This is a genomic window from Oceanisphaera sediminis (genome assembly GCF_039539745.1).
GTDB lineage: Bacteria > Pseudomonadota > Gammaproteobacteria > Enterobacterales > Aeromonadaceae > Oceanimonas > Oceanimonas sediminis.
In genome coordinates this window covers 49,648-62,335 of sequence record NZ_BAABDS010000002.1, presented here as the reverse complement: position 1 = coordinate 62,335, position 12,688 = coordinate 49,648, and the positions used below count along the sequence as shown (strand labels likewise).

Genomic DNA, 12,688 nt, shown 5'->3' with positions numbered 1-12,688 from the left:
CAGCCGTTTCTGTTGGCAAAAGGGCGCTTAGTGAGCCCCTTTCTGGGTGTCAACCGAGCTGGTGAGGACCTTGGCAAACTTGTCGGCAATGGCCTTGCGTTGTCCCGGGTTTATCTGGGTATTGATGATGTGGGTAGCCAGGTTACCCAGCACCATCAACCGCAGGTCGGCGGGGGCCAGATGTTTGTCCATCACGGCTTCCAGCTCGCTCAGAAGTTGATCAAATTGTTTGTCGTACTTGGAAATAACAGGCATGGGCGTTCAATCATGTAACTTGGTAACAGGACGACTATAATACCCCACCCCTTCTGGCAACTCTATGGCAATCTGTTATGAGCCTGGACATCGAACACATCATAGTACACTCCCTGTTTCTGGATGAGCAGGGCCAAACTCAACTGGCCACCCGGGAGCAGGAGCTGGCCACCGGGCCGGCGGTTAACCACTTGATGGGCGAGCTGCATCACATCTACAACACCAAGGCCGGCAAGGTGTTTGGCTATTTCAATGAAGAAGACAGCGGCTTTCGCGATCTGGTGCGACGGGTCGAAGATCAAAGCCTGACCTTTGCCGCCTTTACCCATCAGGCGGCCGAGCGGCTGCTGGCCGAGCTGAAGCGGCTGGACATGAGCGAGCAGGGGGTTCTGCTGTTCGTGCGTTATCAGTGGCTGGGCGCGCACTATCTGCTGATTGCGCTGCTGGATAACAAGGACAGCGTCACCGTGACCGAAAAGCTGGAAGTCAGCCAGGCCAGCTATCTGGATCTGGGCAAGATGCAACTGGCGGCCCGGCTGGATTTGACCGAGCTGCAGAGCCGCCCCGACTCGCACCGTTATTTCTCCTTTATCAAGGGGCGGGCGGGACGCAAGGTGTCGGACTTCTTCCTGAACTTTCTTTCTTGCGTCGAAGGCATGGATCCCAAGGCCCAGAGTCAGGGCTTGCTGAAGGCGGTGGACGAATTCTGTGAGTCCCGCCAGCTCAGCAAGGAAGAAAAGCAGGAGAGCAAGGCGCTGGTCAGCAAATACTGCCGCGAGCAATTGAAGGAAGGTGAAGAGCTGGAGCTGCGCGAGCTGTCGGCAGAGCTGGGTACCGACGACGATCTGGACTTCTACCAGTTTGTGAGCGAAGAGTACCAGCTGGAAGACAAGTTTCCGGTCGACCGCTCCGCGCTCAAGGGGCTGACCAAATACGTCGGATCCGGTGGCGGCCTGACCATCAGCTTCGATCAAAAATTGCTTGGCGAGCGTATTCAGTACGACGCGGCCACCGACACATTGGTGATTCAAGGCGTACCGCCCAACCTGAAATCCCAGCTGCAGGGCAGCTGAACGCGGGGATTAGGGATTAGGGATTATCCGTTATCTCGATAAATCGGTACAACTACCATTCCCCATTCCCCATTCCCGGTTTTACGAGCGGATCAGGTGATCGAAGGCCCCGAGGGCGGCGGTGGCACCGGCGCCCATCGAGATCACTATCTGCTTGTAGGGCACGGTAGTGGCATCGCCGGCGGCGAACACGCCGGTCATGGAGGTGGCGCCTTTGGCGTCGATCATCACCTCGCCAAAGCGGGTCAGCTCGACTTCCGATCCCTGAAGGAATTCGGTATTGGGCACCAGCCCTATCTGCACGAAGATGCCGGCCACTTCCAGCTGTTTGCTTTCGCCACTTACTCGGTCGATATAGTGCATGCCGGTCACCTTGTTGCCGTCACCCACTACCTTTGTGGTCTGGGCGTTGGTGATGATGTCGATATTGCCCATGGCGCGCGCCTTGCGCTGTAATACCTCATCGGCACGCAGGGTATCGGCAAACTCCACCACGGTGACATGCTCGACCAGCCCGGCCAGATCGATGGCCGCTTCAATGCCCGAGTTACCGCCACCGACCACCGCCACCCGCTTGCCCTTGAAGAAGGGCCCGTCGCAGTGGGGGCAGTAGGCCACGCCCTTGTTACGGTATTCCGTTTCTCCGGGTACATTCAGCTCGCGCCAGCGGGCGCCGGTCGCCAAAATCACCGAACGGCTCTTTAGGGTGGCACCACTGGGCAGCGGGATTTCGATGAGTTCGCCCCGAGTAATACCGGCGGCGCGCTGATCGGTGATCAGTTCTACCCCGTATTCCCTGACGTGCTGCTCCAGGCTGGCGGCCAGCCTGGGGCCTTCGGTATAGGGGATCGAGATAAAGTTTTCGATACCGACGGTATCCATGACCTGACCGCCGAAGCGTTCGGCCACCAGGCCGGTACGAATACCCTTGCGGGCGGCATAAATGGCGGCCGCGGCACCGGCGGGCCCGCCGCCTACTACCAGTACGTCAAAGGGGGCCTGATCATCGAGCTCGGCGGCCTTGCGGCTGGCGGCGCCGGTATCGAGCTTGCCGACGATCTCTTCCAGGCTCATGCGGCCCTGACCAAAATGCTCACCGTTCAGATAGACCGAGGGTACCGCCATGATCTGGCGCTGATTGACTTCGTCCTGGAACAGGGCGCCGTCGATCATCTCGTGGGTGATGTTCGGGTTCAGGGTGGCCATCAGGTTCAATGCCTGCACCACATCCGGGCAGTTCTGACAGGACAGGGAAATATAGGTCTCAAAATGGTACTCGCCTTCGAGGTTGCGGATTTGTTGCTGTAACTCGGGGGCGGCCTTGGACGGATGACCGCCGGCTTGCAGCAGGGCCAGTACCAGTGACGTAAATTCGTGCCCCATGGGAATACCGGCAAAGCTGACGCGGGGTGCCTGATTGGCCGCGGCAATGCTCATGCTGGGCGTGCGCCGGGCGGCGGTTTCCCGCAGGCTGATATGGGGGGAGAGCTGGCTGATTTCATTCGCCAACGCTTTCAATTCGGTTGATTTTGCTGTGTTGCCACCGGACACGCTGATCTCGATGGGAGAGACGATGTTCTGCAGGTAAGTGTCCAGCTGTTGCTTGAGATTGGCATCTAACATGTTCGTGTCCTGTGCTGAATGAAGGGGGCATCATCCCCGGCCACCGGTGTTATGCGGTGGCCGGGTTTTACGCAGATCTTAGATCTTGCCGACCAGATCCAGAGACGGAGCCAGCGTGGCGTCGCCTTCCTGCCATTTGGCGGGGCAAACCTCGCCCGGATGGGCGGCAACATACTGGGCAGCCTTGATCTTGCGCACCAGATCGGAGGCATCACGGCCTATGCCTTCGGCGGTCACTTCGATGGCCTGGATCACGCCCTGCGGGTCGATGATAAAGGTGGCGCGATCCGCCAGGCCTTGGCCTTCACGCATGACGCCAAAGTTGTTGGTGATGGTGCCGGTCTGATCGCCCACCATGTAGTACTGGATTTTGCCGATGGTGTCGGAGCTGTCGTGCCATGCCTTGTGAGTGAAGTGGGTATCGGTAGAAACCGAGAATACTTCTACGCCCATGCGCTGCAGCTCGGCGTAATGATCGGCCAGATCACCCAGCTCGGTGGGGCAGACGAAGGTGAAATCGGCCGGGTAGAAGAACACCACGGACCACTTGTCTTTCAGATGGGCTTCGGTCACTTCCACAAAGTTGCCCTTGTGATAGGCCTGAGCGGTGAAGGGTTTGATTTCGGTGTTGATAGCAACGGACATGTTAGCTCCTTGAGTTTCATTATTGGGTGTGTGTTGCGAACGATGTCCATAGTAGAAGGCGTGCATTGATTTGTTAATGCACTTATTTCTATTTTATTAATAGTCCATGGCTATTGATTGAGGTGTTTACTTTCGTGGTCAGGCTCTGCTCCTTTTCGAATGGAAGTGCATCAACCCCGTTGTTTTTACCTGCCGAATCACTCTTGATGAAAATGATAAAACAACGACAAGTCGATGTGCTCTTGTCTTCGGGAAGGGTTATTGCTGTTTTTTGTGCAGTTGCAAAATTTGAAATTTTCATTAGCCATGCCTTGCATGACGCCTTGGTTTAATCGGGCTTGATCCGTCTTTTTTACCGAGTCAGCTCGACACTCATAACCTTGGAGTAATATCGGGAAAATTTATTTCATATGAATTTTAATTTCGTAAATAAATTACAGTGTGGGGTGTCTTGGTCCAATCCTTGCTCTTGTTAAGGCCAGTACTTACGGGCGTTGTGGCCATCATACTTTAGTTTTAAGTGTGATGGATTATGTGATTAATGTTGTATTTTTGTGAAATCATAACTTGATCTTCCGTTGTTTTTTAAGCAAGTTAATAGTCGTACCGCAACGCAGAACAAACGGAAACGACAAACCAGGCTGACAGCACGGACTCGAGCTGCATCGCCAATAAAATAAAAAAGGTTGCGGAGCAAAAAGACGAAGACCACTGCACCATACCGGTCATCCGGATCCTGGTTATCCGATGTGCCGGTGTGACAGGGAAGTGAACAGGCTCTGAAAAAGAACCTTAACCCGACAGAACAGGAACGAGACCATGCCATACGCAAGCGAAATTGATGCACTCACCTCTTTGATCAAGCAAAACCCGACCTGGAGCGCCATTAAGCCGGAACATGCCGCCCGTATGCGTGCCCAGAACAAATTCAAGACCGGGCTGGATATTGCCAAGTACACCGCAAAAATCATGCGTGAAGACATGGCGAACTACGATAATGACAGTTCCCAGTACACCCAGTCGCTCGGCTGCTGGCATGGCTTTATCGGTCAGCAGAAGATGATTTCCATCAAGAAACATTTCGGCAGCACCAAGCGTCGTTACCTGTATCTGTCCGGCTGGATGGTCGCGGCCCTGCGTTCCGAATTCGGTCCGCTGCCGGATCAGTCCATGCACGAGAAAACGGCGGTGTCCGGGCTGATCGAAGAGCTGTACACCTTTTTGCGTCAGGCCGATTCCTGGGAGCTGAACCACCTGTTCCGTGCACTGGAAGATGCTCAGCAGGCCGGTGATCACGCCAAGGTAAAAGAGATTCAGTCGGACATCGATAATCACGAAACCCACATAGTACCGATAGTGGCGGATATCGACGCCGGCTTTGGTAACGCAGAAGCCACCTATCTGCTGGCCAAGCAGATGATTGAAGCGGGCGCCTGCTGTATTCAGATTGAAAACCAGGTGTCCGACGAGAAGCAATGTGGCCACCAGGATGGCAAGGTGACCGTGCCGCACGCCGACTTCCTCGCCAAGATCAACGCCGTGCGCCTGGCGTTTCTGGAGCTGGGTGTCGACGATGGCGTTATCGTGGCGCGTACCGACTCCCTCGGTGCCGGTCTGACCAAGCAGATTGCGGTGACCAACGAGCCGGGCGATCTGGGCGACCAGTACAACAGCTTTATCGACGGTGACGAGATAACCAGTGCCGACGACATCAATAACGGTGACGTGGTCATCAAGCAGAACGGCAAGCTGGTCAAGCCCAAGCGTCTGGCTTCCGGTCTGTTCCAGTTCAAGGAGGGCTCGGGTGAAGACCGGGTGGTGATGGACTGTATCGCCAGCCTGCAGAACGGTGCCGACTTGCTGTGGATTGAAACCGAAAAGCCGCACGTCGGCCAGATTGCCAACATGGTGAATCGCATTCGTGAAGTGGTGCCCAATGCCAAGCTGGTTTACAACAACAGCCCATCCTTCAACTGGACCCTGAACTTCCGTCAGCAGGTGTTCGATGCCTGGGCTGCCGAAGGCAAGGATGTATCCGGTTATGACCGTGCCAGACTGATGAGTGCCGATTATGACACCACCGATCTGGCCAAGCAGGCCGATGAGTGGACTGCCAACTTCCAGCGCGATTCTGCCCGCGAAGCCGGTATCTTCCATCACCTGATTACGCTGCCGACTTACCACACGGCGGCACTGTCGACCGACAATCTGGCCAAGGGCTACTTCGGAGACGAAGGCATGCTGGCCTATGTAGCCGGTGTTCAGCGCCAGGAAATTCGTCAGGGCATTGCTACCGTCAAGCATCAGGACATGGCCGGCTCCAACATCGGCGACGATCACAAGGAATTCTTCGCCGGTGAAGCGGCGCTGAAGGCCGGTGGTAAAGACAACACCATGGGTCAGTTCGAAAACATCTGATGATGGTCATCAGCAAAAAATAACACCAACTAAGTCTATCTCGTTTTTGGCAGCCATCAGGCTGCCTTTTTTATGTGTACCACTCTTCACTCCCACCCGTGGCGCTCCCGGCAAACTGTTAATCAGGTGTTATAATTGGCGGCATATCAAGCGGGTAGCAGAGCGCAGGCTTGCGCCCGTTCAGACTCGCCCGGCCAATGATGGGAGTGACGTCATGACCAACCCGAGCAATACCTCCGGCTCCATGGTGCATCAGGCCCGGTTTACCGATGCCCAGGCGCTCAATATTCCCACCCTCGGCATTTTGCAGGAAGACGGCACCCTGTTTGCCGGTGCCTCGTCGCCGGTACTGGACCGAGACACGGCACTGAAAATATACGAGAGCATGGTGTTTATTCGTATTCTGGATGAACGCATGCTGGCGGCCCAGCGTCAGGGCCGGATCAGCTTCTATATGCAGTGCCTGGGCGAAGAAGCCACCACCGTTGCCAGTGCCGCTGCGTTAAATAAAAAAGACATGATCATGGCCCAGTATCGGGAGCAGGGCGCATTGCATTATCGCGGCTTCAGCCTGACCCAGTTCATGAACCAGCTGCTGTCGAACGAGCGGGATCTGGGCAAGGGGCGGCAGATGCCGGTGCATTACGGCAGCCGTGAACTGCATTTCATGACCATCTCCTCGCCGCTGGGTACCCAGATCCCCCAGGCCAGCGGTTATGCCTATGCTCAAAAGCTGCGGGGAGAAAGCAACGTCACCCTTTGCTATTTTGGCGAAGGGGCGGCGTCGGAAGGGGACTTTCATGCGGGCCTGAACATGGCGGCCGTGCTGCAGGCGCCGGTGATATTTTTCTGTCGCAACAACGGTTATGCCATTTCCACTCCCGCCAACGAGCAGTTTATCGGTGACGGCATTGCCTGCCGGGCCGTGGGCTACGGCATGCAGGCCATTCGGGTCGACGGCGCCGATGTGCTGGCGGTCTACGAGGCGACGCGGCTGGCCCGCAAGCTGGCGCTGGAGCAGCAGGAGCCGGTGCTGGTAGAAGCCATTGCCTACCGACTGGGAGCCCATTCGTCTTCCGACGATCCCAGCGGCTACCGCTCGCGGGAAGAAGAGGAGCGCTGGCGCAGGCAGGATCCCATCGCCCGTTACCGCCTGTGGTTGCAGCATCAGGATTGGCTGGACGAAGCGGCGGATCAGATTGCCACCGACGCCCTGCGCCAGGAAGTGCTGGAAGAGCTGAAAGCCGCCGAGCAATTGGCCAAGCCACATATCGATACTCTGGTCAGCGATGTCTATGCCACGCCCACCCTGATGCTGAAGGAGCAGCTCGAACAATTGAAAGCGCATGTTCGACAATATCCGGATGCCTATCCGCTGAGTGCGGGGAGGTTTGAATAATGGCACAGATGAACATGCTGCAGGCCATCAACCAGGCACTGGATCTGGCGATGGCCAGAGACCAGGATGTGCTTTGTTTCGGTGAAGATGTCGGCCATTTCGGCGGCGTTTTCCGGGCGACCAGCAAGCTGCAGGACAAATACGGCGCCCGGCGGTGTTTCAATACTCCGCTCACCGAGCAGGGCATTATCGGCTTTGCCAACGGCATGGCGGCGCGAGGACTGAAGCCGGTGGCCGAAATCCAGTTTGCCGATTATATCTATCCGGCATTTGACCAAATCATCAATGAAACCGCCAAATACCGCTACCGCTCCGGCAATCAGTTCGACGTGGGCGGGCTGGTGATCCGCACGCCCTACGGTGGCGGCATTGCCGGTGGTCACTATCACAGCCAGTCACCGGAAGCCTACTTTGCCCACACGGCAGGCCTGAGGGTGGTGATACCGCGGGATCCGGCCCAGGCCAAGGGACTTCTGCTGGCGGCCATTGCCAGCCCGGATCCGGTGCTGTTCATGGAGCCCAAGCGACTGTACCGGGCCGCGGTGGGCGAAGTGGACGAAGACTACTATGAAGTACCGCTGGGTGAGGCCGAGGTGGTGCAGCAGGGAGCGGATGTCACCGTGCTGGCCTGGGGAGCCCAGATGGAGGTGGCGGGCAAGGCGGTGGCACTGGCCGAGCAGGAGGGCATTTCCTGCGAGCTGATTGATCTGCGCAGCATACTGCCGTGGGATGCGGATAAGGTGGCCGAGTCGGTGAATAAAACCGGGCGGCTGGTGATCACCCACGAGGCGCCGCTCACCGGTGGTTTTGCCGGTGAAATTGCCGCCACCATACAGCAGCGCTGCTTTCTGTATCTGGAAAGTCCCATCGCCCGGGTGTGCGGTCTGGATACCCCTTATCCGCTGGCGCTGGAAAAGGAATACATGGCGGATCATCTCAAGATCCATGCCGCCATTGTGCGCACATTCAATTTTTGAGGGGGCAGCATGAAGCAGGACTTTTATCTGCCGGATATCGGTGAAGGCATAGTGGAATGCGAGCTGGTGGAGTGGCTGGTCGAAGAAGGAGATCGGGTGGCCGAGGATCAGGCTATTTGTGATGTAATGACCGACAAGGCGCTGGTGCAGATACCGGCGATGCACAGCGGTACCGTGACGCACTTGTATGTGGCGAAGGGAGAGATGGCCCGGGTGCATGCGCCCTTGTTTGAAATGGAAGTCGCGGGGCGTGCGAATGACGAGTCGGCGCCCGAAGCGTCTGAGCCGGCCAAAAAGTCTGAGTCGGTCACCGAGCCTGAAGCGGCCCCCGAGCCTGAACGGGTACTCGAGTCGAAGCCAGAGCCCACACCCGAATCTGTCCCTGATTCTAATCATGGCGATCGCGAATCGGGGCAGTTGCCTGCGGGGGGCAAGGTGTTGGCCAGTCCGGCGGTACGGCGTCTGGCGCGCGAGCAGGAGCTGGATTTGAAGCGGGTTGTCGGCTCCGGCGACAAGGGCCGCATCTACAAGGAAGACATCGAGGCTTATCTGGCGGAGAGAGAGCAACCGCAGGCCGCCGGCTCCCGGTCGGTCGAGCCGACGCGCGGCGACGATACTGCTCCCTCGCACAGCGAGCCGCTCACCGGCATTGCGGCGGCCATGGCCCGGCAGATGACGGCCTCGCTGACCATTCCGCAATTTACCTTCTGTGACGAGCTGGAGCTGAGCGAGTTGCTGCGCTTGAAGCAGCGGCTGGTGCCGGTATTGGCCGGGCAGGACATCAAGCTCACCCTGCTGCCGTTTTTTATCAAGGCGCTGTCACTGACGTTGCACGAGTTTCCGTTGCTCAACAGCCAGCTCAACGAGGAGGCGACCGAAGTCAGTTATCTGCCGAGTCATCATATCGGGGTGGCGGTGGACACCGACGCCGGCTTGCTGGTGCCGGTGCTGCGTGACTGCCAGCGGCGCTCCCTGCTGGAAATTGCGGTCGAGCTGGAACGGCTGACCACGGCGGCGCGGGCCGGTCGACTGGCGCCGGCCGAGCTGCAGGGCGCCAGCATTACTCTGTCCAATATCGGCGCCCTCGGCGGTGTGGTGTCCAGCCCTATCGTCAGCCCGCCGCAGGTGGCCATTGCCGCCCTGGGCCGGTTGCAGCAGTTGCCGCGCTTCAACGAGGCCGGTGAAGTGGTCAGCCTGAATCTGATGATGGTGTGCTGGTCGGCGGATCATCGACTCATCGACGGCGCCACCATGGCTCGCTTCAACCGCCGCTGGTACCAATATCTGGAGCAACCGGAACGCATGCTGGTGCAATTGAGCTAGCGTGCGGGCCCCATCAAGCGAATGGCTGGGGAGATCATGAGCCTGCATCGGCTGCGTAATTTCTATATTCCCGAAGAGCAGTCCATTTACCTGCTCAATGCCAACGACGCCAGAAAACTGAAAGACTGGATTGCCCTGTGCGTCAGCCAGCTGGAAAAGCTGGGCTATCGTCATATCAGCCTGGTCGGCCACGGTGCCTACGGTTTCACCTTTGCCGGTACCGCCGAGCCGGGTGAGGAATATGCCTTCAAGTTTTCGCGTATCACGCTGCCCGAAGCCATTCGGGAACGGCTGGCCGATGAGGCCTACATGCTGTCGCAGATACAACACCCGCGGGTGCCTCGTTACATCACCTATCAGCGCTTGAAAAAACAGGGCATTCTGATGATGACCCGGGCCGAAGGGCTGGATCTCGAGCAATACAGTCTGCAGCAGGGTCGTTTGCCGGCCCGCTTGCTGATCGACATCGCCGCCCAGCTGGCCGATATTCTGCAAGCCCTGCGTGAGCACCGCAAGGACGGTCAGTCCGCCCCCATAGTGCATGGCGATATCAAGCCGTCCAATATCGTGTTTGATACCGCCAGTGGTCACATCTGTCTGGTCGACTGGGGCTCGTCGGTGTTTGCCCAGCTCGACCGGGAAGGGCAGTTTGTCTCTACCAACGTGATGCAACTGATGTCGGCGGATCTGCAGTACAGCAATGCCCGGCTGGGCGATGTTTATTTCATCGGGCCCGAGCAGCGAGACGGGGCCCAGTCCAGTCCGCGTTTTGACGAGCAGGGCGTGGCGGCCACCCTGTATGCGCTGGCCTCGGGTCAGTCCTGCCGTTTTGGCAGCCAGGCCATACCGGCGACCAGCCTGGGATTGCCGAAGGAGTTCGCGCTGATGCTGGATGGCCTGTTTGGCGAAGATGCGGGATTGCGGCAGCTGGCGGGCGATCACTTCATTGCCGCCATGCCGCGATTGAAACGACTGGTGCTGCCCGAGCTGCCACTGTTTGACGACAGCCCCCTGTTGCCGGTGTGGAGCAGCCCCGAGCGCCACGAGATGGATACGGTAGTGTATTCGTCACGCAAGTCGTTTTTGCGCGAACGCAGCGAAGAAGCCGACATCCATTATGTGGACGATGCGCAGCTGGAGCGTTACTACAAAAACTACCTGGTGGGCATGGGCGACACCGAAAAGGCCTTTGTGGCGGCGGTCAGCCGCCTGGGGCGTTATCCGGTGGTGGGCGGGCTGGCGTTGCACTGGCAGGAAGAGGGGCTGTATATCGACTCCAGCCTCAATCTGTACGATGAGCAGATGCGGCCTGCCTTTGCGCTGGCGGTCAACAACGTGGTGATGTTGGCGCGAAGCATCGATAAAGTCGGTTTGTTCAAGGCCTGCCTGTTCAACGCGCGCAATACCCTTCATTTGAGCCGAAAAACGCCGGATCTGCCGTTCGTACCACCGGCGGAGACTCGCATTCCCTATCGGTTGGCGGCCATTCCCAGTACCGACGATGCCAGCCGTCAGCATTCCTATTTTGAAGATGGCCGGGATCCGGACGAACAGCTGGTGTTGCCCGCCGCCATCATGGCGGTGCTCGCCCGGTTGAACGGGATTCACCATACCGGCTGCATCATCTTCGAGGTGACGCCGCTGTACATGAAACTGCACAGCTATTATCGGCTGCTGGATGCCGGCGCCGAGCCGGAGTTTGCCGATTTGTTGCGCCAGATAGTGGCGCTGATACCGCAGATAGACGATCAGGGAGTGGGCGGCTTCATGAAGTTGCCGCACAAGAATACCCGGTTGTTCAGCCACCAGCCGGTGCAGCCGACGCTTTTCTACCCGGCCAACCCCAAGGCCCAGGGTTGTCTGGACTGATCTAGTACAAAAGACTGCAATTCGGGATAAAAGCCGAGAAACGCCTGCTCCATGGCGGCATAGTGTTGCTCCAGCAGCGGCGCGCATAGGGGCAGGGGCGTGGGGTGGCGAAAACGATGATCGATGCGACCGATGGCGAGGGTAATGCCTTCCAGGCTTTGATAGCTGGCCAGCAACTGATGTTGTTTGAGGCGATCCACCAGGGTAACCATGGCGTCCGGCCAGTGTGTGTCCGGATGCAGCTGAAGATGGCTGTAGGCGATGAAATCAGCCAGTGGCCAGTCATGATAGCGAGGCCAGTGCCGGGCGAGAAAGTGGTCGAACATCATGTCCATGATGATGCCGCCATAGCGGCGAAAGGGGCTGGGCAGGGCGCGCACCGCCCCCGCATGCAGCGGATGAGCGTCGGTGAAACTGTCGATGCGTCGGTGCAGCCGAATACCCAGTTGCAGGGAGCAAGGTAATCGAGGGTCGATACTGCCCCGGGCATATTCACCGAGCAGGGCACCGGGCAGGCTGGTATTGCTGATATGTGCCAGATGCAGATGAGCCAGGTAATTCACCGGGCTTCCTGCTCGTCTTCGCCTTCCTGAGTCATCGCCAGATCCAGATCGTCGTCATCAGGCTCGTCGAACGGTTGTTCGGCCAGCTGGGTATCCAGCACCTCCAGCAGGTGGATGGCCACAGTCACAAAATCACTGTCGGTCACTATGCCCACCAGCTTGCCCTTGTCGACCACCGGCAAACAACCGTACTTGCATTTTTGCAGGTAAAGGGCCGCTTCGCGGACACCGGCGCGGGGGCTGACGGTGGTGACCCCTTTTATCATGACCTCGCTAAGCTGATGCTGCTGCAGAAAGGCGCCGTTGTTGCCTTTTTCCAGGCTCGACTCCTGCGCGGCCAGAATGTCTCGCTGGCTGACCAGCCCCATCAGCTTATCTCCTTCCTGCACCGTCAGGTGGCGGATATGATGACGCTGCATCAGGGTGCGGGCCTCGGCCAGCGTAGCCGATGGCGGCAGGCCGATGACATTGTGTGACATAATTTCAGAGACGATCGCGGGCATCATCTTTCTCCTCTCTTTTATATCAAGATAGCTCAACCGG

General features: G+C 58.0%; 12 protein-coding genes. 6 read left to right on the top strand and 6 right to left on the bottom strand.

The window, feature by feature from the left end; all coding sequences use genetic code 11:
* Positions 1-27: 27 nt before the first annotated feature.
* Complete coding sequence (locus ABD827_RS00845) at positions 28-255, bottom strand: YejL family protein (protein WP_298715631.1); 228 nt, start codon at positions 253-255, stop codon at positions 28-30.
* A 77-nt stretch (positions 256-332) separates the two neighbouring features.
* On the opposite strand from ABD827_RS00845, the gene yejK reads away from it, so the two are divergent.
* Positions 333-1,328, top strand: a complete 996-nt coding sequence (yejK, locus tag ABD827_RS00840) for a nucleoid-associated protein YejK (protein ID WP_344961472.1) — start codon at positions 333-335, stop codon at positions 1,326-1,328.
* Between the two features lie 81 nt (positions 1,329-1,409).
* Here yejK and ahpF read toward each other — a convergent pair whose 3' ends face one another.
* The 3 genes from ahpF to ABD827_RS00825 all read right to left on the bottom strand — a co-directional run bounded on the left by ahpF (position 1,410) and on the right by ABD827_RS00825 (position 3,897).
* Positions 1,410-2,951 carry an alkyl hydroperoxide reductase subunit F gene (gene ahpF, locus ABD827_RS00835; RefSeq protein ID WP_344961470.1) on the bottom strand — a complete coding sequence of 514 codons (1,542 nt, stop codon included), beginning with the start codon at positions 2,949-2,951 and terminating at the stop codon, positions 1,410-1,412.
* 78 nt (positions 2,952-3,029) lie between these two features.
* On the bottom strand, positions 3,030-3,596 hold the full coding sequence (gene ahpC / locus ABD827_RS00830) for an alkyl hydroperoxide reductase subunit C (RefSeq protein WP_298715625.1): 567 nt from the start codon (positions 3,594-3,596) through the stop codon (positions 3,030-3,032).
* Positions 3,597-3,684: 88 nt separating this feature from the next.
* Positions 3,685-3,897: a hypothetical protein gene (locus ABD827_RS00825; protein WP_344961467.1), complete on the bottom strand. Its 213-nt coding sequence runs from the start codon at positions 3,895-3,897 to the stop codon at positions 3,685-3,687.
* Positions 3,898-4,415: 518 nt separating this feature from the next.
* Between ABD827_RS00825 and ABD827_RS00820 the strand changes: the two genes are divergently transcribed.
* From ABD827_RS00820 to ABD827_RS00800, 5 genes are all read left to right on the top strand, one after another.
* The gene (locus ABD827_RS00820; RefSeq protein ID WP_344961465.1) at positions 4,416-6,014 is read left to right on the top strand and encodes an isocitrate lyase; all 1,599 of its coding nucleotides are present in this window, start codon (positions 4,416-4,418) and stop codon (positions 6,012-6,014) included.
* Positions 6,015-6,228: 214 nt separating this feature from the next.
* Entirely contained in the window at positions 6,229-7,413 is a 1,185-nt protein-coding gene (locus ABD827_RS00815) for a thiamine pyrophosphate-dependent dehydrogenase E1 component subunit alpha (protein ID WP_344961463.1), read from the top strand.
* Positions 7,413-8,390: an alpha-ketoacid dehydrogenase subunit beta gene (locus ABD827_RS00810; RefSeq protein WP_344961461.1), complete on the top strand. Its 978-nt coding sequence runs from the start codon at positions 7,413-7,415 to the stop codon at positions 8,388-8,390. The genes ABD827_RS00815 and ABD827_RS00810 overlap by 1 nt, the downstream gene beginning before the upstream one ends.
* A gap of 9 nt (positions 8,391-8,399) precedes the next feature.
* On the top strand, positions 8,400-9,713 hold the full coding sequence (locus tag ABD827_RS00805; RefSeq protein ID WP_344961459.1) for a 2-oxo acid dehydrogenase subunit E2: 1,314 nt from the start codon (positions 8,400-8,402) through the stop codon (positions 9,711-9,713).
* A gap of 36 nt (positions 9,714-9,749) precedes the next feature.
* A complete protein-coding gene (locus tag ABD827_RS00800; protein WP_344961457.1) occupies positions 9,750-11,582 on the top strand; it encodes a protein kinase domain-containing protein in 1,833 nt (610 codons plus the stop codon).
* Here the strand turns inward: ABD827_RS00800 and ABD827_RS00795 are convergent.
* Positions 11,543-12,145, bottom strand: a complete 603-nt coding sequence (locus tag ABD827_RS00795) for an acyl carrier protein phosphodiesterase (protein WP_344961455.1) — start codon at positions 12,143-12,145, stop codon at positions 11,543-11,545. The two genes, ABD827_RS00800 and ABD827_RS00795, sit on opposite strands and share 40 nt — an antisense overlap.
* A complete protein-coding gene (locus tag ABD827_RS00790) occupies positions 12,142-12,651 on the bottom strand; it encodes a CBS domain-containing protein (RefSeq protein ID WP_344961453.1) in 510 nt (169 codons plus the stop codon). Before ABD827_RS00790 ends, ABD827_RS00795 begins: the two co-directional genes overlap by 4 nt.
* Between the last annotated feature and the right edge of the window lie 37 nt (positions 12,652-12,688).